General features: G+C 53.1%; 22 protein-coding genes and 2 pseudogenes. 6 read left to right on the top strand and 18 right to left on the bottom strand.

Going from position 1 to position 24,404, the window contains the following annotated elements; translation table 11 throughout:
- Nucleotides 1–11 precede the first annotated feature (11 nt).
- The 6 genes from NYE48_RS11620 to dapA all read right to left on the bottom strand — a co-directional run bounded on the left by NYE48_RS11620 (nucleotide 12) and on the right by dapA (nucleotide 5,131).
- Nucleotides 12–203: a DinB family protein gene (locus NYE48_RS11620; RefSeq protein WP_340998694.1), complete on the bottom strand. Its 192-nt coding sequence runs from the start codon at nucleotides 201–203 to the stop codon at nucleotides 12–14.
- Nucleotides 204–313: 110 nt separating this feature from the next.
- Entirely contained in the window at nucleotides 314–484 is a 171-nt protein-coding gene (locus tag NYE48_RS11615; protein WP_340998693.1) for a hypothetical protein, read from the bottom strand.
- A 269-nt stretch (nucleotides 485–753) separates the two neighbouring features.
- On the bottom strand, nucleotides 754–1,578 hold the full coding sequence (locus tag NYE48_RS11610) for a phosphoenolpyruvate hydrolase family protein (protein WP_036714086.1): 825 nt from the start codon (nucleotides 1,576–1,578) through the stop codon (nucleotides 754–756).
- Between the two features lie 31 nt (nucleotides 1,579–1,609).
- The gene (locus NYE48_RS11605) at nucleotides 1,610–2,836 is read right to left on the bottom strand and encodes a Tm-1-like ATP-binding domain-containing protein (RefSeq protein WP_036714087.1); all 1,227 of its coding nucleotides are present in this window, start codon (nucleotides 2,834–2,836) and stop codon (nucleotides 1,610–1,612) included.
- A 134-nt stretch (nucleotides 2,837–2,970) separates the two neighbouring features.
- Nucleotides 2,971–4,161 (bottom strand): phosphoenolpyruvate hydrolase family protein, encoded by a 1,191-nt coding sequence (locus tag NYE48_RS11600; RefSeq protein WP_212947693.1) that lies wholly within the window; start codon nucleotides 4,159–4,161, stop codon nucleotides 2,971–2,973.
- Nucleotides 4,162–4,246: 85 nt separating this feature from the next.
- Nucleotides 4,247–5,131 (bottom strand): 4-hydroxy-tetrahydrodipicolinate synthase, encoded by an 885-nt coding sequence (gene dapA / locus NYE48_RS11595; protein WP_340998688.1) that lies wholly within the window; start codon nucleotides 5,129–5,131, stop codon nucleotides 4,247–4,249.
- Between the two features lie 111 nt (nucleotides 5,132–5,242).
- On the opposite strand from dapA, the gene NYE48_RS11590 reads away from it, so the two are divergent.
- Nucleotides 5,243–6,121 carry a LysR family transcriptional regulator gene (locus NYE48_RS11590; RefSeq protein ID WP_340998686.1) on the top strand — a complete coding sequence of 293 codons (879 nt, stop codon included), beginning with the start codon at nucleotides 5,243–5,245 and terminating at the stop codon, nucleotides 6,119–6,121.
- 53 nt (nucleotides 6,122–6,174) lie between these two features.
- On the opposite strand, the gene NYE48_RS11585 is transcribed toward NYE48_RS11590, so the two are convergent.
- The 3 genes from NYE48_RS11585 to NYE48_RS11575 form a co-directional block, all read right to left on the bottom strand.
- Nucleotides 6,175–7,353, bottom strand: a complete 1,179-nt coding sequence (locus tag NYE48_RS11585) for an MFS transporter (RefSeq protein ID WP_340998684.1) — start codon at nucleotides 7,351–7,353, stop codon at nucleotides 6,175–6,177.
- Between the two features lie 234 nt (nucleotides 7,354–7,587).
- On the bottom strand, nucleotides 7,588–8,175 hold the full coding sequence (locus NYE48_RS11580) for a TetR/AcrR family transcriptional regulator (RefSeq protein ID WP_340998683.1): 588 nt from the start codon (nucleotides 8,173–8,175) through the stop codon (nucleotides 7,588–7,590).
- A gap of 161 nt (nucleotides 8,176–8,336) precedes the next feature.
- Nucleotides 8,337–9,095: an SDR family NAD(P)-dependent oxidoreductase gene (locus tag NYE48_RS11575; RefSeq protein WP_340998682.1), complete on the bottom strand. Its 759-nt coding sequence runs from the start codon at nucleotides 9,093–9,095 to the stop codon at nucleotides 8,337–8,339.
- Between the two features lie 234 nt (nucleotides 9,096–9,329).
- Here NYE48_RS11575 and NYE48_RS11570 point away from each other — a divergent pair, with 234 nt between their 5' ends.
- Nucleotides 9,330–9,983: a TetR/AcrR family transcriptional regulator gene (locus NYE48_RS11570; protein ID WP_212947703.1), complete on the top strand. Its 654-nt coding sequence runs from the start codon at nucleotides 9,330–9,332 to the stop codon at nucleotides 9,981–9,983.
- Nucleotides 9,984–10,179: 196 nt separating this feature from the next.
- On the opposite strand, the gene NYE48_RS11565 is transcribed toward NYE48_RS11570, so the two are convergent.
- Nucleotides 10,180–11,373 (bottom strand): transposase, encoded by a 1,194-nt coding sequence (locus NYE48_RS11565; protein ID WP_340997203.1) that lies wholly within the window; start codon nucleotides 11,371–11,373, stop codon nucleotides 10,180–10,182.
- Between the two features lie 188 nt (nucleotides 11,374–11,561).
- On the opposite strand from NYE48_RS11565, the gene NYE48_RS11560 reads away from it, so the two are divergent.
- Complete coding sequence (locus tag NYE48_RS11560; protein ID WP_047914513.1) at nucleotides 11,562–12,251, top strand: helix-turn-helix domain-containing protein; 690 nt, start codon at nucleotides 11,562–11,564, stop codon at nucleotides 12,249–12,251.
- 20 nt (nucleotides 12,252–12,271) lie between these two features.
- Complete coding sequence (locus NYE48_RS11555; protein WP_081872853.1) at nucleotides 12,272–13,126, top strand: IS3 family transposase; 855 nt, start codon at nucleotides 12,272–12,274, stop codon at nucleotides 13,124–13,126.
- A gap of 207 nt (nucleotides 13,127–13,333) precedes the next feature.
- On the opposite strand, the gene NYE48_RS11550 is transcribed toward NYE48_RS11555, so the two are convergent.
- On the bottom strand, nucleotides 13,334–13,549 hold the full coding sequence (locus NYE48_RS11550; RefSeq protein WP_036714101.1) for a hypothetical protein: 216 nt from the start codon (nucleotides 13,547–13,549) through the stop codon (nucleotides 13,334–13,336).
- A gap of 236 nt (nucleotides 13,550–13,785) precedes the next feature.
- On the opposite strand from NYE48_RS11550, the gene NYE48_RS11545 reads away from it, so the two are divergent.
- A complete protein-coding gene (locus tag NYE48_RS11545) occupies nucleotides 13,786–14,181 on the top strand; it encodes a VOC family protein (protein ID WP_036714103.1) in 396 nt (131 codons plus the stop codon).
- A 158-nt stretch (nucleotides 14,182–14,339) separates the two neighbouring features.
- Here the strand turns inward: NYE48_RS11545 and NYE48_RS11540 are convergent.
- From NYE48_RS11540 to NYE48_RS11530, 3 genes and pseudogenes are all read right to left on the bottom strand, one after another.
- A pseudogene (locus tag NYE48_RS11540) lies at nucleotides 14,340–15,503 on the bottom strand (right-handed parallel beta-helix repeat-containing protein); the annotation flags it as partial.
- 90 nt (nucleotides 15,504–15,593) lie between these two features.
- A pseudogene (locus NYE48_RS11535) lies at nucleotides 15,594–16,181 on the bottom strand (LamG-like jellyroll fold domain-containing protein); the annotation flags it as partial.
- 229 nt (nucleotides 16,182–16,410) lie between these two features.
- Nucleotides 16,411–17,769 carry an amino acid permease gene (locus NYE48_RS11530; RefSeq protein WP_340998680.1) on the bottom strand — a complete coding sequence of 453 codons (1,359 nt, stop codon included), beginning with the start codon at nucleotides 17,767–17,769 and terminating at the stop codon, nucleotides 16,411–16,413.
- Between the two features lie 212 nt (nucleotides 17,770–17,981).
- Between NYE48_RS11530 and NYE48_RS11525 the strand changes: the two genes are divergently transcribed.
- Nucleotides 17,982–19,103, top strand: a complete 1,122-nt coding sequence (locus tag NYE48_RS11525) for a VanZ family protein (RefSeq protein WP_340998679.1) — start codon at nucleotides 17,982–17,984, stop codon at nucleotides 19,101–19,103.
- 82 nt (nucleotides 19,104–19,185) lie between these two features.
- Here NYE48_RS11525 and NYE48_RS11520 read toward each other — a convergent pair.
- From NYE48_RS11520 to NYE48_RS11505, 4 genes are all read right to left on the bottom strand, one after another.
- A protein-coding gene (locus tag NYE48_RS11520) for an IS1182 family transposase (protein WP_340998301.1) occupies nucleotides 19,186–20,546 on the bottom strand; the annotation gives its coding sequence in 2 pieces (ribosomal slippage) (nucleotides 19,186–19,976 and nucleotides 19,976–20,546; 1,362 coding nt in all).
- 312 nt (nucleotides 20,547–20,858) lie between these two features.
- Nucleotides 20,859–22,076 carry an ABC transporter permease gene (locus tag NYE48_RS11515; RefSeq protein ID WP_340998677.1) on the bottom strand — a complete coding sequence of 406 codons (1,218 nt, stop codon included), beginning with the start codon at nucleotides 22,074–22,076 and terminating at the stop codon, nucleotides 20,859–20,861.
- Nucleotides 22,073–22,765, bottom strand: a complete 693-nt coding sequence (locus NYE48_RS11510; RefSeq protein ID WP_212947707.1) for an ABC transporter ATP-binding protein — start codon at nucleotides 22,763–22,765, stop codon at nucleotides 22,073–22,075. Before NYE48_RS11510 ends, NYE48_RS11515 begins: the two co-directional genes overlap by 4 nt.
- The gene (locus NYE48_RS11505; protein ID WP_340998676.1) at nucleotides 22,762–24,312 is read right to left on the bottom strand and encodes an efflux RND transporter periplasmic adaptor subunit; all 1,551 of its coding nucleotides are present in this window, start codon (nucleotides 24,310–24,312) and stop codon (nucleotides 22,762–22,764) included. Before NYE48_RS11505 ends, NYE48_RS11510 begins: the two co-directional genes overlap by 4 nt.
- Nucleotides 24,313–24,404 lie beyond the last annotated feature (92 nt).

Below are 24,404 nucleotides of genomic sequence, written 5' to 3'. Positions count from 1 at the left end.
TTGAGGATCATTTATTGTTTTTTCGGGGGTTGTTTCATCATAAACGGCAGCTTTTCCACCCCAATCATTCTTGCATACGTAAACAATTGGCCTTTATGATGGATTTCATGATCCTTTGCTGTTTCCAGCCATAATCTTCCGGTACCGATATAACCGTTAAACTCGAGTTCTTTTTCCAACTGTTCATCTTGGATCAAATTCAAATCTCTATGGGTCTCTTCCGTCAATTCCCGGACAACGTTTCCGATTTCTTCCATCGTTTCGCATGGATTGATTTTTGCCGGCGGAGTAAACGTGCCGTTTTTGACCGTTTTTACGCGAACATGTCCGTTGAGGTGACGATATGTGTGATTAAAGAACCCATTGGAACGGCTTTCTCCCAAGGTTTGAAGCCGATATGTTCATCGGGAATCAATGCAACCATTTCTTGCAGCACCAAACGATGCCGGAGCCATTCCTCAATATACTTCTCTACGCTTGTCATGATCCGTTTGCCTCCCTACATTTTTGTTGTTGCAACAGGGTCATTGCATATCTCTTTTTCGACGCTGCATCCCGTAATCCTTGCGGCCTCTGCCGCAAAACGGCGACAACCCGCCATCATGCGCGCAAGAACTTTGCGGGCTTTTAGTCGCATCGTGAAATCAATAAAGCCTCGGCCGCTCCATCCGCATGGAATCGATTCCCTGGGACATGGCAACGGCTAAGGCTTGATGAGTTGTATGTTTTCCGCGGAGTTTCAGTCCGGGCGTCTTATTTCAAAATGTTCTTGAACGCTTCGGTCTGCTGCTTGATGCCCACCTCCGTCGCAAAACGTTCGATGCTCGACGCTCCGAAAAAGCCTTCGACGCCTTTTGTTCGGGACAGAACGTATTCCGCGTCTTCCGGTTCGGCAATCGGGCCGCCATGGCACAGAACCATGATGTCCGGATTAACCGCCTTGCCCGCGTCGCAAATCGCCTGGATTTTTTCCACGCAGTCGTCCAAAGTAAGCGCCGTTTTCGCGCCGATGGTTCCTTTCGTCGTCAATCCCATATGCGCAACCAAAATATCCGCTCCGGCTTCGGCCATTTTTTTCGCTTGTTCCTCGTCAAACACGTATGGCGTGGTCAGCAGATCCAGTTCATGCGCTTTGCGGATCATGTCGACCTCCAGGTCGTACCCCATGCCGGTTTCCTCAAGGTTGGCCCGGAACACGCCGTCGATCAGACCGACCGTCGGGAAGTTTTGTACGCCTGCAAAACCTTGCTCCTTCAGCTGTTTCAAGAAAATATCCATGATCCGGAACGGATCGGTTCCGCAGACGCCTGCCAGCACCGGCGTTTCTTTGACGACCGGCAGCACTTCGTTCCCCATGTCCACGACGATTTGGTTCGCATCCCCGTAAGCCATCAGTCCGGCAAGCGAACCGCGTCCCGCCATCCGGTACCGGCCGGAATTATAAATGATAATGAGATCCACGCCGCCGGCTTCGGCGCTTTTCGCCGAAATGCCCGTTCCTGCTCCCGCACCCAACAGCACGTTGCCTGCAGCAACCTCTGCCTTTAGTTTTTTCAAAATTTCCGTTCTGGTTTTCATCGTATGTTTCCTCCTCCATATCGCGTTTGTTTCAGATGGTCTTCCGGTTCGCTTTTTTCATCAATTCGATCAATTTTCGGGCCGCCGCCACGGCAAAAGCTTTGTCGTTGATGTCGGTGTCGAGCTCGATCAGCTCTACCGTTTGGCGGTCAATCCGCTGTCTTAACGTGTCAAACAGCATTTCGTCCTCTTGCGTTCCATGGAACGGCTGCCCTTCCACGTCAAGCATGGACACGCCCTGCAGCGGAAGCATGAGCGCCGTCGGCCCCTGCGCCCGGTTTAATTTCTCCGCGATCACTTCGCCAAGCTTCCGGTTTTCCTCCACGGTCGTCCGCATTAAGGTTACCGATGGATTATGTTTGTACAAATTGCGGTTTTTGAATGCAGCCGGCACGGTATCGTACGGCCCGAAGTTGACCATGTCGAGCGCGCCCGTCGATACGACCTGGGGCACTTGGCAGCGGCCTGCCGCCTCAAGGCGATGCGGTCCGGCGGCAAGCACCCCGCCGACAAGCTCGTCGCACCATTCGGTCGTGGTCAGGTCCAGGACGCCGTCGATGAAGCCGCCTTCGATCAGGCTTTCCATCGTTTTGCCGCCGGTACCCGTCGCGTGGAAAACAAGCACCTCGTAGCCCTGCTGTTCCAAATATTCTCGGGCATAATTAACGCACGGGGTCGTCACCCCGAACATCGTCGCCGCGACCAGTTGCTTTTTATCCCGCGGCGGAGCCGATTCGAACTGCACCATGCCCGCGATGGCATGCGCCGCGTTCGCAAAGATCGTGGTCGAAAAAGAGTTCAGCCCGGACACGTCCACGATCGACGGAAACATGACGATGTCGCTGGTGCCCACATACGGTTCGGTATGGCCGGAGGCGACGGTCGAAACCATCAGCTTCGGAACGCCGATCGGCAATCCCCTCATGCCTGCGGTAACGATGGACGTGCCGCCGGTGCCGCCGAACGACAGGATGCCGTCGAACTTCCCTTCCGCATAAAGCTGCGGAACGATCCGTTCCATTCCCCTGGCAAGCGTCTCCGTCCCGGCGGACCGGTCCTTCCTTGCGGCAATCTCCCGGATGTCCGCTCCAGCCGCCTGCGCCACTTCAATGTTGGACACGTCGGGCGTAAACATCGGCTCGAATACGCCGCAGTGAATCGTAAACGTTGTTAAGCCAAGGTTTTCAATGACCGATTTCACGTACAAAAACTCTTCGCCTTTCGAATCGAACGTTCCGGCAATCGCAATCGTTTTCATGAAAACAACCTCCTTCACTTGAGCCTCAGGCGGCCACCCGGTTCGGGCTGCCGTTCATGCCCCTACAAGTCAAGGATACAGCGCTTTCATCAAAAAAGGATCGTATCCATGTACGATCTTTATGTATATTTGTCTTATGTTTGTCGGCGGTAGGCTTGAGGAGTCATGCCCGTATATTTTTTGAACGTTTTGCTGAAATGGACGTAGTCCGGATATCCTACCGTTTCGGCGATCCGGGCCAGCGGCAGCCTGGTGTGCTTGATCACTTCCTGGGCTTTATGGATGCGGTATTTCGCGATGTATTCCGGAAAGCTGCAGCCGACCTCTTTGTTGAACAAAGCGCTCAAATGGGTCCGCGATACGTGAATCCGTTCCGCCAGTTCGGTGAGCGAAACATTGTGCATGTAATGCTCAGCGACGTATTCTTTGACAAAAGCGACATAATCGTACGGTTCGTTCGCATGCGACAGCCGGTCCATCAGCTGCTTGTCCTGCTCCAGATGCCCGGTCAGCTTAAAACGGTGCGTCGTTTCCACGATCGCCTCTTCCGTCGGAATCCGCTCGAAGCTGGACCCGCCGACATACCCCATCGCCGAAGTATTGTCGTACATATATTGCACATCGATGGGAGCATGCACAGGGCCGCCGTAGACAAGCTTGACCGGCTGCTTGCCCGAAGCGTCGCAAACGGCGAAAATTTGCCGGGCGAGCTCCGCCCCTTTTTCCAGGGACAGCACTCTTTTCGTGCCCATCCTCCCGCCTCCGGTGACGCCCAAATGAGCACAGATGCAATCGGCGCCCGCCTTCAGCATCAGCGATGCCTGCTCCGCGTCAAAAACGAAAGCCATCGTAAAAAGCCCCAGCTCGTGCGCCAGCCTGACGGCTTCCACCTCCTGCAGATACGTCATGCCCTCTTCCTCCAGCGCTTCTCGGAACTTCCCGTCGATCAATCCCACGGTCGGGTAGTTGATGATGCCCGCAAAGCCGCTTTCCCGAATCCGTTTCAAAAAAGCTTCCGGTTCCATCGTCGGGTCCGTCGCGCACAGGCCGAAAATGACCGGCGTTTCTCCCACCACGGATAAAATTTCCCGCGACCCGAATTCCATGACCATGTCATTGCTGTTTGCGAATGGCAAAAAGCCGGCGACGGAGCCGAGCCCCATCTGTCTGAAACGCCCCGAATTCAGCGCCAAAATGAGATCCGCTCCGCCTTTGACGGCGTATTTGGCCGAGATGCCGGCCCCTGCCGCCACGCCGATGATATGCTCATCCGCCTGGATTTGCTTGTATAACCGCTGCAATATTTCCTCTCTTTGTGCCGCCAATTCCAAATCCCCTTCGTTCGCATCGCCCGCCGGCCTTGTTTTTTCCTGCGGTGTCTTATCTATATATTATAAGGGAATGTTCGGATTATAGGTAATGCAGCCATGGCTCAAGTTCTTTTTTCAGCTGCTCGGAAATCGGCATCAGCGGCAGCCGGAGGCGATCCGTGGCGATTTGGCCCAAGCTCGCCAACAACCACTTAAGCGGAGCGGGGTTCGGTTCCCGGAAAAGGCCTTGGACCAATGGAATCAGGGCGTCGAAGGTTTGTTTGGCCGCAAGGATCTCCCCCTTTTGCACCAGGTTATATACATCGATGAAACGCTGCGTGTTTACGTTCGCGGAGGCCAATATTCCCCCGACTGCCCCGAGTGCCAGTTTGGCGAAATAATGCAGGTCGTCCCCGCAAAGGACCGGGCCGGCGTTATGCCTCGTCAGTTCCCCGATCAGCTCCAGGCTGTCGGAACTGTCCTTGATGCCGATGACCCCGTCCAATTCCATGATGGCTCTGGCCGTATCCATGCTGAGGCGGATCCCCGTACGGGAAGGAATTTCGTAGGCAATGACCGGCACCCCGACCCGGGCCACGGTCCGAAAATGCTCCAGGATCCCTTGCTGCGACGGTTTGCTGTAATAAGGAACGACAACGAGAACCGCATCGGCTCCCATGTTCGCCGCGCTTTCGGTTCGTTCGACGGTCGATGCCGTATCGTTGGTTCCGGTTCCGATGACGACGGGCACCGCCCTTTTTTTATTTTTCAAAAGAGACTGCGTCGCTTCCGCCAGCTGCCGCACCTCTTCCCACCGGACGGTCGGGGCTTCCCCCGTCGTTCCGTTCACGATCAGACCCGCAATATCCTGCTCTGCCAGCTGCCCGGCATAGTTTTGGTAAGAAGCCAAATCGAGCTCGCCGCCTTGCGTAAACGGCGTAACGACGGGCACGAAAACGCCCCGCAAATCTTCTCTTTTCAACATTGGGATGACCTCCTATCGGTTTGTGCCTTCAATTTACCATAGGAAATGCCATCGGTGTTATCTATAATAATCGATGAGCATGATCAATATTATTGATGGAGTTGAAACTGGATGGATCTCACTTACCTGAACACGTTTCGCGAGGTCGCCCTCCGCCAAAGCTTTACCCGGGCGGCCGAGGAGCTTGGATACGCGCAGTCCAGCGTCACCGCGCAGATCCAAAAACTGGAGAAAGCCTACGGCGTCCAGCTGTTCGAGCGGTTCGGCAAAGGTTTGCGCCTGACTTCCGCGGGGGAAGAACTGCTCCGGTTCACGGTCCAAATGCTGGACCTCCACCAGCAGTCCAAGGAAAGGCTTGGCAGGCAAAGCGGGGGCACGCTTTCGGTCGGCACCATCGATTCGCTGGCCGCTTATTTCCTTCCCCCTTTCCTGCAGGAAATCCGGGAGCGCTACGAAGGGCTGTCCGTCCGGCTGCAGACCGGTCGCGAGACGCATATTCTCAAGCAAGTCAAAGAAGGCGAACTGGATCTCGGCCTGATCCTGGACGGCGAGCCTTCCGATCCGTCATTGGCATGGCAAACGATCCGCGACGAACCCCTCGTGCTGCTGGCAAGCCCGGAGCATCCCCTTTGCAGGATGAAGAAAATCGAGTTGGAGCATGTGGCGGGCGCCGAGTGGATCATGCCCGAAGAGAGCTGCAATTACCGGATCATGCTCGAAAACATTTTAAAGAAAAACGGCATCCCTTATGCGATCGGCCTTGAACTCGGCAATCCCGAGGCCATCAAACGGTGCGTGATGAGCGGCTCAGGCATATCGCTCCTGCCGCGGATGGCTGCCGCAGCCGAAATCGGCCGCGGGGAACTGGTCAGCCTCCCGTTTGCGCATCCCGATCTCCGGTTAACTTTGCTGCTGGCCTTGCATCCCAAAAAGTGGATTTCGACCCCGCTTCGCGGTTTCATCGAACGGATCGGGAGTGCGGTCAATTAAAAACAGGCCGGGGTTTTCATGCCCGGCCTGCCGATTTTGATTCCATGGATGCCTTAGGCGCAGGTTTGCCCGCTTTTTTGCATCCGGGTGTTCGGTTCGCGTTCCTTCAAGAGATACGGCACAAGGGACAAGAGACCGAGAATCCCCAATACGACCCCTACCCAGAGCGGAGAAGACAGGCCGAAACCTTGGTCAATGGCGAGTCCGCCGAACGTCGATCCGACCACGATGCCGTAGTTGACAATGGAAACGTGGACCGTGCTCACCAAGGAGCCGCTGTTGGACGTCCGCGATACCCGCGTCACCATGGCAGGGTTCATGGGCACTCCGGCAAGGCCGATGACGATCACGGCTGCCATCGCGACGACCGGATTGCCCGCAAACAAGCCGAAGATGATCAGCGCCGCGGCCAGGACCGTAAGTCCGATCGTCAGGATCGGCATCATGAAGCGGTCAGCCAGCCGCCCCGTGATCAGGTTGCCGACCACCGTGGCCACGCCATAAATGCCGAGAAGAAGCGGAACGAGCTTCGCATCGAAACCGGTCACGTCGGTCAGGATCGGCGAAAAATAACTGAATGCGGCAAAAGTGGCGCCGATAATCAGCATGCTCGTCAAATAAGCGGCCCACAGGTGCCGGTTTTTAAAGGCGGCCATCTCGCCGCGGAGGCTCACCGACCCGACCGCAGGCGATGCCGGAATGAGACGCTGCGCCATGATACCGGACAGCAATACGAGTATGGCTACGGCCCAGAAGCTGGAGCGCCAGCCGAAGTATTGATCGAACAGCATCGCGATCGGCAGGCCCACGGCCGTGGCGACCATCAATCCGCCGAGCACGATCGAAGCCGCGCGGCCGCTGGATTCCGGCCGGACAAGCGTCAAAGCAATTTCGATGGCAACCCCGAAGCAAGCCGAAGAGGCAATGCCCGTGATGATCCTTGCCGCCATCATCAGCTCATAGTTCGGAGCCAATGCGCCCAAGGTCTGGCCGGCAAGAAAAATGAACGCCAAGCTCATGAAGGCGGTTTTTCGCGGAAGCTTGAGAAGCCCGATCGTCAGCATCGGTCCCCCGACGATCATCCCGGCGGCATAAGCGGAAATCAGATAACCGATCGCCGCGATCGATACCCCGAAATCCGAAGCAAGCGAGGGCATAATCCCCGCGACCATAAATTCGGACGTCGTCATGGAAAAAATCATCAGTCCCAGTACGTAAATAGCCAGTGGCATAAACATCACTCCCGGATTTTCAATATTGTAATAAACAGTACAAAATTAAGGTTAAAAAAGCGTCCCTTCGTTCAAAAGGGATGTTCTGCAAAATCAGAAGACGATTTTGTACAACCCAGTACAAAATTAATCCAAAAAAGGTTCCTCGGGAAGCACCCTATCCGTCTCTTGCCCGATCCATCGCAGCCGCGGCCGGCGTTCGCGCTTCCCAAACCCGGAAAGCGCATGCCGTGCCTAATCTAGCGACGATAACGTTCCTTCAATGATGCGTTCCGCCAAGCTTCGGTTCAACGTCGCGGGATAAATGACGCCGAGACCGTATAGGCTGCTGAGAAACATGTCAGCCAGTTCGGAAGCCTTGCGGTCCTGCGTAATTTCCCCCGCCTCCTGACCTTGGATGATCGCTTTTTCGATCGCGTGTTCCAGCAGGTCGACGTGTTTTTTGAAAATGCGTTCGACGGCCGGATCGGTTTTGGCCCGCTCCGCAGCGGCATTAATCAAAAGGCATCCCCTGTTGTTCGCCCTGGAATCCCCCCGAATTTGCCACTCCAATAATGCCCTCAAGCGATCTTTTACCGGAACCTCCCTCTCCAGAATTTCCATCTGCTCCTGGATTCCCAGCTCATGATATCTCCGAAGGGCCTGTTCATACAGCTCGTGTTTGCTGCCGAATGCATTGTACAGGCTTCCCCGGCCGAGGCCGGTTTTATTGCACAGCGCTTCGGTCGAGCATGATTCATAGCCGTTGTCCCAGAACACTTCCATCGCGGCGTCGATCACGGCGTTATCCTTAAACTCGCGCGGTCTTCCGCTTTTGCTCATCTGGCCTAAACTCCTTTCGGAAAATAATGGTGGTATTAGCATACTTATTTTGTACTGATCTGTCAAATATTATTTGGGCATCCCTCCGGTTTGATTACGCCCCCCAAACGCAAAACAGGCCCGTGCGAACATCCTCGCACAGGCCCTCAAAACGGTGGTTATTACAGCGTCAATCCGCCATCGACCGGAACGATCGAGCCGGTCATGTAGCTGTTTTTCGGCGAAGCGAGGAACGTAACCACTTCCGCCAGCTCCTCCGGATTGGCGTAACGTCCGATGCGCATGTTCGGCAGTTCCTCAGGAACGTATCCGGATTCCTGCATCATGGACGGAACGGCTTGGGTCAAGGACGTATCCACGCCGCCGGGGCAAATCGTGTTTACGCGGATTCCTTTTTTCACGTATTCAAGCGCCGCGGATTTCGTAAGCGCAACGACGGCATGCTTGCTTGCCGAATATACCGCAAGACTGTGCTCGCTCCGCAGTCCCGCGGTCGAAGCGGTGTTGATGATGACGCCGTGTCCCTGCTTTTCCATCACTTTCAGCATATATTTCATGCCGAGGAAAACCCCTTTGACATTGACGGAGAAAATCCGGTCAAACTCGGAGTCCTCGATATCCGCAAACATGGAGAATTTTTGCAGGACGCCGGCATTGTTAAAAAAGACGTCGACGCGTCCGTAGGTCTCCACGGCTTTGTTCACATAGTTTTGGACGTCCTCGCTGTTTGCGACGTTAGCCTGCACGAAGATGCCTTCTCCGCCTTGCTCTTTCACGAGCTTCAACGTTTCTTCGCCCGTTTGCCGGTTAAAGTCGACGAGCACGACCTTGGCGCCGCCTGCGGCGAATTTCAAACTTGTCGCGCGGCCTATTCCGCTTCCCGCACCGGTAATGACAACAACTTGATGGTTTTCAGACATAAGGATCGACTCCTTTAGGATTTAGAATAAAATCTGCTAATGATAGTTAAAATATCTGTGTGATAGTGCAACTATCATTACACCGATCATTATACGCCTGCCGCAGGCGAATGACAACCGTTTCATCCTGCAGGCGGCGCGGACTTTCCCCGCTTTATCCGGTTGACAGCCCTCCGGCCATTTGTTATGATCACGAAACAAAAAAACGAACCGTTTGGAAGGAACGTGGACAATTTGAATTCAAAAACCAGATGGGACCGGGAACGTACGGAAGCCAAGCAGCAGCGGGTAGCGCTCATGCTGGAAGCAGCCCAAAAGGTGTTCAACCGGAAAGGCCTCGACAAAGCGACGATGCAGGATGTCGCAACGGAAGCCCATATGGGGGTCGCGACGGTGTTCCGTCATTTTCCGAAAAAAGACAAACTGATCGTCGCCGTTGCAATCAAAATCATCGAATCGCAGACCGAAACGTTCGAGGAAATCCTCCGCCGGCCCGGCACTTGCTATGAGCGCCTGGAGCAAATGCTCGACGTATTCATCGGGTTTATCGGCGAAGAACATAGCGAAAACACCAAATTGATCGAAGCGTTCGAAAGCTACGCCGCCCAATCCCGCGAGCCGCTCGAGGATTTGCCTGCGTACCATGCCGCCGTCGGCCGCATTCAAACGTCGTTGTCCCAAATTTTAAAGGACGGCATCAACGACGGTTCCCTCCGGGCAGACGTGCCTTTGGAGGAGACGATTGCGACCGTTACGAACGCGTTTGGCCAGTTTGCCAAAAAATTGTCGCTGCAGAGCAGCATTCCGATGCTCGAATCGAATATCGAACCGGTAAAGCAGCTCGAAATCCTGAAAGCCATGATTCTCGATTATTTAAAAGCGACTTGAACGCAACGCGTTGCGATAAAATAAAAAAAGAGCCTCAGACTTCGTCTGATATGCTCCCATCATGAGTGTTTTGCATAATTCCGTTTCAGAGAAGAAGCGATAGCATATTCACTGTCGTTAAGGGGGAATTTTCGAAAATGGTATTATATGGATGAAGAAAAGGGCAGACTTGCAGAATTTTAGAACAGCTCGTTTTTTAAGCGGCAGCCCGTTTTGAATGATGAGAAACGGCGAGCGCAGATGCAAGCAGAACAATGGCATTCAAATACTGGTGAGTTGTGACTTTCTGAATGCCCCGGACATGTGCGGCGTCTGCCGTCAAATAGGTTTTCAATCGGGAGTTGCAGCGTTCTACGCTGGTTCGTTCATTGTAAAGTTCCTTCCAACGCTTTGTATCCCGATGAGGGATGCTGTATCGCCGGAGATCATCCTTCGCATTTACTTTGACGACCATTCCATAGTTTGAAGACGAGCAGGCAGCCATGCCAAGCGGACAGTCGACTTTACCCGTGGCATGCGGGCAGCGAAATTTATGCATATCGCCGTCAACTCCCCAGTATGTCATCGCATAACCCATGGAACAGCACGGTGTTCCGTTCGAGGTCATGCCAGCAGGCGGTTCCTTCTCCCCCCGAAGATTAAGGGGAATGATGGCTTGTGCCTTGACGTTGCGGGCGGCCTCATAAACTTTCATTTGGTCGTAGCCCGCATCGAGTATGAAAAATCGTGTGCTCGTCCTGGACGCTGTTTTCTCGATCAGGCCCGGCGCCATTTCTCCATCATTGACATGCGCCGGCGTTACTTCCAAGGCGATCGGCAATTCACTTTTCGTATCGACCGCCAGATGAATTTTGTAACCAAACCATGTGATTTTATTGCCGAAGGAATCAATTTTTGCGCCCCAGTTCGCATTACCCGTTTGCTCGCTTTTGCGTTTGGGCTGCTTTTTCTCGTAAGCGCGGAGAGCGGTGCTGTCTATGGCGACGTTACTGCCTTCTATGATACCTTCCTGCTGACAGCGTGTGACCAAATCCTCAAAAAGCCGTTTTGCCAAGTCCTTTCTCGTCAGTTCTGAGAAAACTCGGCTTAATGTGGATATGGAAGGAGCTTCTCGATCCAGCGGAAGACCACACTGATAACGAAACCGGAGATCCGTATCCAAACGCTTATGCAACCCTGAAAAGGTACTTATTCCTTCAAGCGGCGCAGCCAAGAGTGCTCGTAGAATACCTTGTCTGCAGTATCCCTCAGCGCCTCGGGGTGAACGGCTTCTCAGTTCCTTGGCATACGGTCTCAGATCGAGAGAGCTGAAGAAGATCGGCAATCTCTCCTTGGGTTGAATTTTTAAAAGTTCTTCGAAGGAAAACAGACATTCTTGGAGAATATACAAAGTGACTTCCTCCATCCTTGAGGTTTTTGGGTTTGGTCACTTGAAAACTTCTCCAAGTTGGGGTGAAGTCCCTTTTTTATGTCCGAAAATCCTTACGGCTCAAGGCCTCAGATTACTGCAAAACGCTCATCATAGTAGACAGTAGAAAAAATAAAAACTTCTACTACTGCAACGATGGGAGTATTTCTATGTCTAGAAGAAGTTCAACTTCAATTGAAACGAAACTGCATGCCATACAGCGATGCCTGGAGCACAGGTCAAATCCAAACTATGAAGCGAGACAACTAGGGGTTAGTTCCCACACAGTTAGAGAGTGGATAAGAAAATACAGAGCAGATGGTTTGGATGGATTGGGGGAATCGAGAACATGGAAAACGTATTCAAGGGAATTGAAAATTGCTGCTGTTCAGGATGTGTTATCTGGACATTGCTCCCTTGAAGAGGCGACAAGGAAGCATCGTATTTCCAGCAACAGTGTGTTGCGGAAATGGATTAACAAGTATACTAAGGAGATAGAATTAAAACCTACTCTTAAAGGAAGAGGACTATCTCAAATGAACAAAGGACGTAAAACAACTTACGAGGAACGTATTGAAATTGCGCAATATACAATCGCTAATGGTTTGGATTATCAGAAAGCCATCGAAAAGTACGGTGTATCTTATCAGCAAGTGTATGCCTGGGTTCGGAAGTATCAAGCAGGCAGTGAAGATGCTCTTAAGGACAATCGCGGTCGAAAGAAGCCTGTAGAGGAACTGGATGAGCATGAACGTCTCAAGCTGCGGATCAAGGAATTAGAAGCTCGAAACGAATACCTGGAGATGGAGAATGCCTTCGCAAAAAAGTTGGCGGAGATCAAGCGACGAAATACACGCTAACCCTTGTTCGACAAGTAAACTTGTATCAAGCGATTCAAGAACTGAACAAAGAAAAAGGTTACGCAATTAAGAAGTTGTGTGCGTTAGCAGGGGTTGCTCGATCTGCCTATTACAAGTGGTTAGGTTGGACGCCATCTACCAAGGAACTTGAAATTCAAGTGCTAGCCAAAGAAGTAAAGCTTCGTTATGACAAGCGAAACGGAATACTTGGCTACCGCCAAATGCGTACTCAATTAAACCGAAAGCTCAAAAAGCAGTACAACAAAAAGCGCTATTACCGAATTATGCGTGCGCTTGGCCTCAAAGCAGTCATTCGTAAGAAACGACCAAGCTATATGAAAGCCCCAGAGACCCATGTCGTTGAAAATGTAATGAACCGTAACTTTGAGGCCCAGTCTCCAAATACAAAGTGGTGTACAGATGTGACAGAACTGAAGTATGGAAATGGCCGCAAAGCCTATTTAAGCGCCATTATCGATGTATATGATAACTCCATTGTTTCATGGGTATTAAGCCATTCCAACAACACTAAACTCGTGGTGGATACGCTGAAGCAGGCTTATGAGAAGAATCCCGGTGTAACCCCACTCCTACACAGCGACAGAGGTTTCCAGTACACGTCCCACGAGTATAATCGGCTCCAACTAAAGTATGGATTTATGAAAAGCATGTCTCGTGTGAGCCGATGCTTGGACAACCAACCTATTGAGCGCTTTTGGGGTACTTATAAATCGGAAAGTTATTATCTTACAAAGCATGATACCTATGAAGACGTCCTGAAAGATGTTAGCAATTATATTCGCTATTACAATAACCATCGCTATACAGAACGTTTAGAGGGTCTGTCACCCAACGAATACAGGCGAGTTGCATAAGGAAGATCCCTCAGTTCCGTTAAACAAACTGAGGGATCTAGATAAACTATTTTTGTTTTTTTACACTGTCCACTTGACAGGGGGCACTTCAGTCTGAAGCTCTTTTTTGCCGTTTTCCCCCGTAGACCGGGCCGAAAAACATCAAACGCACGGAAACGAATCGCGTGAACGCCCCTTTCCATGCGTTTCCATGCTTTTGCTTTCGGTTCATGATTTGCGGATCTCAAAAAATTGGCATTCCCCGCGGGAATGGTATGTCAGGTCGCTGACATCCGACTGGGTAATGACGGTGCTTTCGGTAAATCGGATGATATACGTCAAGGAGTCGATCAAATGGTCGTCGCGGAATACGCGGATCGGCAGCCTTTGTTCTTCGGCCTCCCGAAAATCCGCTTCCGTCAACAGCTCGCGGACTGTCGCCATAACACGGCAGCCTCCTTTGTTTTTATGTTTTGGATCAAGGCATCCGGGTTTCAGTGAGTTATCGATCCTGCAGGGGCTGCTGTTCTATCGCTCGAATGTCCCGCTTTGGCGGCAGCTTGTCCCTCCGGGGTCCAATCCGGTAGAATGTTGCCTAAAAGAATATCAGTCCAGCTTGCCCGGCAATGCCAGAATCGTCCCGTAAGTGATTGTAACATACTTTAAAGGAGCGAAAAACGATGGAACCGAAAGTAACGCCGTTTTTAATGTTTGAAGGGCAGGCCGAAGAGGCGATGAATTTTTACGTCTCGGTATTCAGCCCGGCCGAAATCCTGCGCGTAACGCGTTACGGGCCCAACGAATCGGGGACGGAAGGGTCGGTCATGCAGGCGGCCTTTTCCGTTAAAGGACAAACCATCCTGTGCATCGACAGCAGCGTCCATCACGCCTTTACGTTTACGCCCGCGATTTCGCTGTTCGTCGACTGCGAGTCCGAAGAGGAAATCGACGAAACCTTCGCCAAGCTATCCGAAGGCGGTGCCGTCCTGATGCCGCTTGCGGCCTATCCGTTTGCCAAAAAATTCGCTTGGGTTCAGGACCGTTTCGGGGTTTCTTGGCAGTTGAGCTTAAATTAAGGGGATCTCGCACGCGGAAGCTTGCAGCCAGGAAAAAGAAACGGTTGACCGTTCATCAACGGCCAACCGTTTTTTTGCAATCCCGGCATGGAATCGCTTTCAGATATCCGGGTTCAAACCGGCCATGCGCAAAGTCGGGCCCGTTTAACCCTCCTCTTTCATCGGGCTCCGATGTTGGTTCCTGCCGGACTTCCGGAACCGATCAGGTCGCTCCCCGGGGCAAGCTTCAGGAAATAGCCCAGGTTAGGCGAGCCGTCGGCGTTTCGGATGACCGAAGGCGTGAGCGACGCGAAATCGGCCGGGCTGGCTGCCAGTCCTTTGCCGTTCACGGAGGCGTTGTTTTTCCACCATACGTTGGTGTTTTCCACATCCGTTCCGCTTGTTTTGTCGCTCGAGCCTCCTGCAAACGAGAGATTGTTCGTGAATCGATGCGTTCCGGCGTCAAAGGCAAAATTGCTTTGCCCGTTGTTCCAGGAAGTGTTGTTGGTCAGCGTTATGGAACCGGGATTGCTGTTGTATGTGAAGACGTGCTTTTTATTTTGGAAGGCGATGCTGTTTTTGACGATGTGATCCACCTTGATTTTTTCGCCGCCCAGCTTAAAACCGTTGCCGTCGCTGTTCGTCGTGGATGTCCCGTCGGAGGTCGCCCCGTTTTTGTATGCGATGCTGTTCAGAATCGTCACGGCGCCGATCGCGCCCGTTTCCGATTTCGTGTATAAATCCCAGCCGTCGTCAACGTTATAGGCGGCAATGCAGCCGTCGAACACGTTGCCGGGACCGACGGTCAGCTTGGCCGCGAACCCGTCGGCATCCTCCCCGTTGTCGGGATCGAAATTGTCATGGGAATACGCGTTAACGATTTCGTTGTATTTCGGCCATTCGTCATATCCAACCGATGACTGATATCTGCCTAACTGCAGGCCGGTATCGCGGTTATGATGGGTTTCCACATTTTCGATCCGGTTATAGCTGCCGCCGATATAAATGCCGTTATCTCCCGCTCCCTTCACTTCGATGCCTTTGACCAGCCAATAATCCCCGAAAATTTGCAGCCCCCGATTCGTCGATCCGAACGGCTGGGCCGAGAAATCAAGGACCGGCTTCTCGCTGCCGTAAGCTGCAAGAGCCTTGCGCTGACTTGCCGATGCCCCGCTGTTGTCGCGGGCGATCGTAACCGTCGAAGAGAAGGCATAGCTTCCGCCGCGCATATAGATGGTACGGCCGGCTTGTACCCGCGCAAGCGCGGCTTCGAGCGTTAACGGGCTGTCGATGGTTCCGGCATTTCCGGCCGATCCGTCAGGCGATACGAAGATATCTCCCGCAATCGGCGAAGGAGTCTCTCCCGGGTCGGTGGCCGGATCCGTACCGGGGTCCGTGCCCGGATCGGTGCCTCCGCCGGTCGCTGACACTTTCACGTCGTCGAATTTGGCGATTGTCTTGTACGTCAAAAGTCCTGCCGCGCCGGAAGCCAGACTCGTATCGGTCGCCGTCAGCTGCAATTCCCCGTTAACGTACATGCTGAGCGACGAGCCGGAAAGCTCAAGCTTGACCGTGTACCAGGTGCCGGTTGTCAGCGGGTAATCGACGGAAGCGAGCGTCGACGAGGAACCGCTTACTTTTTTCCTGATCTCAAGCTTGCCGCCGCCGCTATTGTAGAGGGAAGCGGCATAATAGTTGTTGCCGTCCCGATAACGTCCGGTGACGTATGTCCGGTTCGTGCCGTTGAAGTTGTCGACCTTGACTTTGGCCTCCACGCTATAATCCTTCCAGGAAGCGCTGCCTGCAGAGGTCCGTCCTTCGCTGGTACTCGATTGGTAATAAACATTGCCGCTTCCCTCGCGAACGACGGACCAATTCCCCGTGGCGGCCGTCCAATCGGAAGCCGTGCCGTTTTCGAAATCGTCCGTAAACACCGTTTCCGCAGAAGCCCTGCCGGCGAATCCGAAAGGCAAGGCAATCAGCAAGCAAAGGATGGCCGCCGTCCACCGGTTAGCTTTCATTCCTTTTCCGCTCATGTTTTTTGTTCTCCTCCTCTTCATTGCATATTGGATTACATATTTAACTTTAATCTCACATGGGAATTACAGATATAATCATTTTTTCATTTTCTTAGTATTTTTTGATTTCCAGCCTGATCGCCAAGATGGAAGACATCGCATTCCAACGAAAAAAAGACCGGCCGTTTCCTCTCCAAGGAACGGTCGGTCTTGCTTGTGTTGTCCGGGTTGCCTAGTTCGCTTTCCCGCCTGGCCGTTTTCCGCGAAACTTGGCAAAGGACCAAACGATCAGCAGCAGCAGAACGGCAAGACAAATCCCGATGCTTAAACGGTTTTGCCGGTCCACCACAAAAAATACGGCGATGACCGCCAAACATAACGCGGCGATTCCGGTAACATACGGGTATCCCCACACCTTAAACGACGGTTTCACCGGATACCTTTTGCGCAGCTTCATTTGCGACAGCGCAATGCAAATCCATACCAGCAATACGACGAATCCCGGCACGGCCATGAGCACCCTGAACAGCTGATCCTGCGCGAAAAAGCCAAGCATGGCGCCCGCAAGCAGGATGACCGCGCATAACAGCAGCGTGTTGACCGGACTTCCCTTGCGGTTCGTTTTGGACAACGCCTTCGGCGCCTCCCCGGCCGCAGCCATCGAATACAGCATCCGCGACGCGCCGTAAATGCCGGAGTTCGCAGCCGACAGCACCGCCGTAACCAGAATGAAATTCATAATGTGAGCCGCGCCCGCAAGCCCCGTCGCCGACAGCACCTGCACGAACGGACTGCTTTCCTGCCCGACCTCGTGCCACGGAATCAAGCCGCAAATGACGAGGATCGGCAGCGTAAAAAACAAAATGATCCTTAAAATGAAATTGCCGACGACCTTGGGCAATATGCGCTCGGCATTTTCCGTCTCGGTGAGCGTCAAGCCGATCAGCTCGGAGCCGCCGTAGGAGAACATGACGACCAGCATCGCCGAAAAAACGGATGTCCAGCCCCCGGGGAAAAAGCCGCCGGCACCGGCAAAATTGCTCAGATACGGCGTATTGCCGCTTGGAATGATCCCGAAAATGAGGCAAGTGCCCAGGACGATAAATACGATGATCATGGCGATTTTGATGCCCGCCAGCCAAAATTCGAATTCCCCGAGCGTCCCTACGCTCAGCAAATTGATCAGGATGATCAATGCCGCGGAAGCCAGGCTCAGCACCCATAACGGCACCCCCGGCAGCCAATACTGCAAGAAACTGCCCGCGGCAATGATTTCGATGACGCATACCGAAAGCCACATAAAGCAGTACATCCATCCCAAAATGAAGGACACCTTTTCGCCGAATGCTTCCCTCACGAAATCCTTCATATTCCTGCCCTTGTATACCGTGGCCATTTCGGCCATCGCCGCCATCACAACCAGCAGCAGCAGCCCCGCAAACACGTACGTGACGATGACGCCCGGTCCCGCAAGCCCGATCGTTTCCGCGCTGCCTTTAAAAATGCCTGTTCCGATGACGCCGCCCATAGCCATAAAACTGATATGTCTAGGCTTTAGTTTTTTCTGCAACGATCCTTCTGGTTGTCCCATCCATATCCTCCTGATGCACTCATACATGAATGACGATGAATTTAATTAAACGTATAGTCCAGTATAAACGATTTTGCGTTTTTGTGAACAATATTTAAGACGGCAATAGGAAAATTTAAACTTAATTTAATCGAGAATAAGGCTCGATTATGTTATGATCATTACCGGCTGTCTTTCCACGGCGGCCTTGATTAAACATTGGCGGTGATCGTGTGCTTCATTCCTATCTGTTTCCCATTTCTTACGCCTTTATGTCTTTTCCGTTTGCGGCGTTGTTGTTCACGCTTCCGTTCCTGATCGTGCAATACCGCAAATACGGTTATATCAATAAAGTACGGGCGTTTGTATTGTACCTGTTTTTGCTTTACTTAATGAATGCGTTGTATCTTGTGATCCTTCCGCTGCCGTCGTCGCGGCATAACCCCGCGCTGGCGTCCGGGGCCATGCAGCTGGTGCCGCTGAACTTCATTTTCGATATTTTAAAAGAGACGTCGGTCGTCGGATCGGCTCCGTCCACTTACTGGCATTTGCTGAAGGAACGGGCGTTTCTCCAGGTCATCTTCAACATCATTCTGACGGTGCCTTTCGGGATGGTGCTCCGTTATTACTTCCGTACGGGCTGGATCCGGTCCATCCTGTTTTCGTTCCTGCTCTCCCTCTTTTTCGAGGTGACCCAGCTGACGGGCATTTACGGAATATATGACCATGCATACCGCGTATTCGACGTCGATGATCTCATCATGAACACCCTTGGCGGCATTTGCGGGTATGTGGCGGCCGAATGGTTGTCCGGGCTCCTGCCAAGGATCGAAAAACTCGATGAAAACGTGGATTTGTCCGCCAAAAGAGTCACATACACCCGCCGGGCCGTCGCGTTTTTGATCGATTCGGTCATCTGGCCGATATTGATGGCGATCTGTTTCATTCTTCATGTCAAAGCCGCGTTTTGGGTGGCCACGGGGATTTATTTCATTTTGATTCCGTGGCTGACGCATGGCGTGACTCCGGGAAAATGGCTGGTCCGCATCAAGCTGACGAACATGGGAGAACCCATTACGCTCGCGGCGCTCCTCAAACGTTACGGTCTGCTTTACTGGGTATTTTTCGGGCTTAACCGCCTGTTGGCGGGATCGCTCGACAACGTGCCGGACGTCGGCCGGCTCATCCTCGGCATGGTCGTCTTCGTCATGGACGCCTGGTTTTTTATCCACGTCCTCATCCGCCTGTTTCGAAAAGATCCCCAGCTTTTTTACGAGAAACTCAGCAAGACGAAACATGTCATCCTGTGGAACCAACCTGCGGTAACGGTCAAAGAAGAAAAAGAGCCCGATTAACGGGCTCAGATTGTCGAGAAACCCACGTCTTGTAGACGTTGGGTTTCTCTTATTTTCATTTGCAGTTGCTAAAAAAGAAGGGTTACCCCCTCTTTTCCAGGCGATCCAGATGGATCGCCATCTTCTTCATGTTCTGCACGGCGGCCGTCATCAACGCTTGTTCCGTGACGTTTGAGAGCCCGCGCAAACGGCAATAGCGAAACCCATGGAGCTCTTTGGCATCCGCGAAGCTTCGCTCAATCGTTTCTTTTCGTTTGCGGTACAACTGCTTGCCGTCTCGGCTTAGCCGGTTATTTCGCACCCAGTCTTTGCTGTCTTCCCAGACATGTCGGGTCAGTACCTTCCGGTGGTTCCTGGAATGAGTGCATTGCGCAAGCATCGGGCAGGTCTTGCAATGTTCCGGGTCTGACGCATACTGCCTGTAACCCTTCCGGTCGGTAGTCCGGTATGTCAGTTGGTGTTTTTCCGGGCAGATATAGGTGTTACTTTCAGCGTCGTAAGTAAACTTCCATTTGGCAAACAAACCTTGCTTCGGATGAAATCTCCGGTGTGCAATAACGGCAAAAATCTTTCGCTGCTGTAAGCCTCGGCAAATGGGCGTAGTTAAATAACCGGAATCCAGGGCTACAGCTTCAACCTTGAATCCAAAACGTTCTCTTTGGCGGTCTAATCGCGACAAATACGGAACCGAATCGTGGACATTTCCTGGCGTAACATGGACATCGGTAATGAGATTGTATTTAAGATCTACCGTCCGGTGGTCGAGATAAAAGAACCCCTCTGGCTTACCGTCGCGAATCATATAGCCACTTTCAGGATCGGTGGTGCTCACTTTAATTTCTTTGGTTCCATTCACTTCCTCTCGTACTTTCAGGGCTTTTTTCCGTGCGCTTTGCGGTCCTCCGTCACAGCCTCATTGAGTTCGTCAATATAGTCCTTGGTGTTTTGCAGAACTTCCTGCTTGGTATAGTGGTGCTTGTTGGCATTGGCTTTTACGTGAGTCGAATCGGTAATGAGCACACGCCCGCCCACCATTTTGTGCGAGATCGCTTGGAGGACGATTTCGTCAAAGATCTCCTGGAAAATGTCAGTATCCTTAAATCGAGTCCGCCGGTTCCAGCTAATGGTGGAGTGGTCTGGGACTTTATCGGTTAGACCAAGACCTAAAAACCAGCGGTAAGCCAAATTCGTTTGAATCTCGCGTTCCAACTGGCGTTCGGAGCGAATGCCATAAAAATAACCGAGAAAAATCATCTTAAACAGAACGACCGGATCAATGGCTGGCCGCCCGTTATCTGCGCAGTAAAGAGGACGAACCTTATCGTCAATAAAGGAGAAGTCGATATACTTGTCCACTTTCCGCAGCAAATGATCCTGTGGAACCAGCTCTTCAATTGACACGAATTCGTAGCTTTGTTGTTTTTCCCGATTAGATCTCAGCATTCAAGACACCATCCGTTCATGAGTAGTTATCTATATTATACAACATTAACGCGGTGCTGTCTTAAAATAAATAAACATAAAGAAGGCTGTCGAGACTTTCTCGACAGCCTGCAGGCTGTCGAGAAACCCCCTGTTTTTTTGCAGGGGGTTTAAAATTGCCTCGTCGGTCACTGAAGTAGGGGTCTCAGAGCGCTTTAAATCGATTTTTATTTTAAAAGATATGATTCCCCATATAAAAAATAGAGTGTCGAAAAGTCCGTTGGACTTTCTCGACACTCTGCTGAGCCCGATTAACGGGCTCTTTTTCCGTATTCATTCGTATCTCAGCGCTTCGATCGGGTCCAGCCTGGCCGCTTTTCTTGCCGGGAACACCCCGAAGACCATGCCGATGCAGCCCGAAAAAATGACCGCCAGCAGCACGGAGTTCAGCGATACCGCGGTTTGGATGCTCATGAAATGGCCGACCAGCTTGGAACCGCCGAAGCCGAGCAAAACGCCGGCGATGCCGCCGAGAACGGCAAGCGTGACGGATTCGACGAGAAACTGGGACAAAATCGCGCCTTCCCGCGCCCCGATCGCTTTGCGGGTTCCGATCTCCCGGGTACGCTCCGTAACGGACACCAGCATGATGTTCATGATGCCGATCCCGCCGACAAGCAGCGAGATGGCCGCGATGCCGCCCAGAAACAGCGTCAGCGTTTTCGTCACGCTTTCGGCCGAGGACAAGACGTCTTCCTGGCTCTGAACCTTGAAGTCATCTTCCGCGCTTCCCAGCTTATGGCTCTGGCGCATCGTGTATTCGATCAGCGCGATCGTGCTTTGCATCGCATCCGGAGATTTGGCTTCCACCAGAATTTGATGAAGGCCGTTTCTGGAACTGCCGGACATCAAGCGGGACTGCACGGTCGAAATCGGCGCGATGGCCGTATCGTCCTGGTCCAGGGAGCCGGACGAACCTTTCGCTTTCAGCACGCCGATGACGCGAAACGGGACGTTGTTGATGTTGACGATGCTGCCGATCGCGTCAAAACCCGCCTTCCCGAACAGGTTTTCGGCCGTCGTGGCCCCTAAAACGACCACCTTGGCTTTATCCGTAACTTCATCCTCCGTAAAAAAGCGGCCGATATCCGTTTCCCAGGATTTGATGTCCGCGTAGCTCGGGGTCGTTCCGGTCACGCTGGTTGACGTAACATTTTTTCCGTTTTTGAACTGAGCGTTTGCCTGCGTGACGGGCGCTACGTACCGGACGGTATCGATTCGGGAGAGCGGGTCGGCGTCCGTCAGCTTCAGCATGCCGCTCCCCGATCCCCCGCTGCCGGATGATCCGGCCGAGGAGGCGGTTATCGTGATCAGGTTGGAGCCCAAGCTTTGGATTTGGCTCGCCACCTGTTCGTTGGTCCCCTGCCCGATCGAAATCATGGCGATGACGGTCGCAACCCCGATCATGATGCCGAGCATCGTCAAAAAGGAACGGAGCAGGTTGCTTTGCAAACTTCGAAAAGAAAGCTTGAACAATTCTCCCATTTTCATCCGGACACACGCTCCACGTTCAGCCGGTCGGATTCGATTCGCCCGTCTCGGAACCAGATGATTCGTTTCGTATGCGCCGCGATTTCCGGCTCGTGCGTTACGAGGACGATCGTGTTGCCGCCGTCGTTCAACCGCTTGAATATGTCCATGATCTCCTCGGAGGATGCCGTATCCAGATTGCCCGTCGGTTCGTCGGCCAAAATAATGGCAGGTTCGTTCGCCAACGCCCGGGCGATGGCAACCCGCTGCTGCTGCCCGCCGGACAGCTCGTTCGGCTTATGGTGCATCCGGTCCTTCAGGCCCACCAGCTCCAGACAATATTCCGCCCGTTCGCGCCGCTCCTTTTTGTTTTTCCCGGCGTACAACAGCGGCAGTTCCACGTTTTCGACCGCCGAGGTCCGCTTGAGCAGGTTGAAATTTTGAAAAACGAAGCCGATTTTTTGATTGCGGACCGCCGCCAGCTGCTTGGCCGAAGCCGAACCGATATCGACGCCGTCTAACGTATACGTGCCGGAGCTCGGTTTGTCCAAACAGCCGATAACATTCATCATCGTGGATTTCCCCGACCCCGACGGGCCCATGATGGACACGAATTCGCGCGGCTTGATCTGCAGCGACACGCCTTTTAACGCATGGACTTTCATCTCTCCGGAGGCGTAGATTTTCTCGACATGCTCAAACGTGATCATTGGCCGCCACCTCCGCCGGAACCGGCTGAACGCGAGCCTCCGCTCCGGCCCGACGGCTGAAAAGGCTGCCTTCCCCCGCCCGTTTCGCCGCCGAACCCGCCAAAACCGCCGAACCCGCCTTGCATCATCGAAGCGTTGGTTTTGGCAGAGGAAGACGTCGTCATCGTCATCGTTACCTTGTCGCCTTCCGAGAGGCCGGAGATGACCTCCGAGCTTGCGCCGTCGTCCAGCCCGGTCGTGATTTCCTTTTGTTCCGTTTTGCCGCCCGTTTCAACCATGACGATTTTTTTGCCGCCGAACGACTTGATCGCCGCATCCGGAACGGTCAGCACGTCCTTTTTCCCGTCGGTAACGATCGCCACCGTAGCGCTGAGACCGGGAATAAGCTTATCGGCGTTGTCCTGGCCCGGGGTGATTTCGACGGTTACCGGGAACGTGACCAGCCCGCTGCTTTGGACTTCGCCGAGAACGGCCTTGTTCGTGACCTTCCCCTTTAACGCCACGCCCGTCAACGCGTCGAACGTAATTCGAACCTCTTGCCCGACTTTTACGTCGGTTATGTCGGTATCGTCGATGGGTGCCGAAATTTTGTAATTGCCTTCGGTCGAAAACATCGAAATCGCCGCAGCCGCATCCCCGGAAGGATACTCGCCCGCTTTGATATTGACCGCGGACACGACTCCGTTAAACGGAGCGAAAATTTTGGCGCCCGTCAGATTTGCCTTAGCGTCGTTTACGTTCGCCTCCGCCTGCGCCACGCTCGCTTTGGCCATGGCCAGCTCGCTTTCCTCCGGCCCTTTTTGCAGGTTGTTCAACTGCTGCACGGCCTGATCGTAGGCCCGTTTGGCGCTTTCGACTTTGCTCTCCGCCGTTTTTACCGACGACTGGGAAGCATCCGCTCCGCTCTGCCGCGAAGCCGCCTGCTTGTACGCGTTTTGGGCGTTCTCCAGCGCCACTTGGGCGAACAGGACCTGCGACTGATCCGTTCCCTGTTTCGCCAGATCCAGCTTCGCCTGGGCAATCTCCACCGTCTTTTTTGCCTTGTCCAGCTGCTGCTGGATATACGTCGGATCGGCCTGCTTTTTGGCCTCCGCCAGCTCGCTCTGCGCATTTTCCCAATCCGCCTTGGCTTTGGAAACCTCGTATTTCTGGTTCGCGATCGTATCCGCGTCCGTTCCTTCCTGCAGGCTTTTCAGCTTGGCGGCCGCGCTTTCGTAATTCGCCTGCGCGGACAGCAGCGCGTTTTGCAGCGCCGTGGCATCCATCTCGGCAAGCAGCTGGCCCTTTGACACCTTATCGCCGGGGCTCACGTGCACTTTGGTCACTTTGGATTTTCCGCTGAAGGCCAGATTGACCGAATCCGAGGCTTCCACATTGCCCGAAGAGGTCACCGTCTTGGAAAGATCCCCTTTCTTGACTTCGTATGTAATCGTCGCCGTTTCCGTCTTCGGCGTGGCCGCGCTTTTCTGGACAGCATAAGTCCCTCCCGCTCCGATCACGACGACGCAGCCGCAGATGATCAATACATTCCTAGCCACCTTGTTCATGCCTTCTCTTCTCCCTTCCCTTGAATGAACATGATGGTAGCACGGCCAGCTTAAAGAAAACTTAACTGCGGCTCCTGGCAGCGGATGCGTAC

This window comes from Paenibacillus sp. FSL M7-1455 (assembly GCF_038004655.1).
GTDB lineage: Bacteria > Bacillota > Bacilli > Paenibacillales > Paenibacillaceae > Paenibacillus_AQ > Paenibacillus_AQ cookii.
The sequence above is the reverse complement of the archived record's forward strand: the minus strand, read 5'-3'. Positions and strand labels throughout refer to the sequence as shown.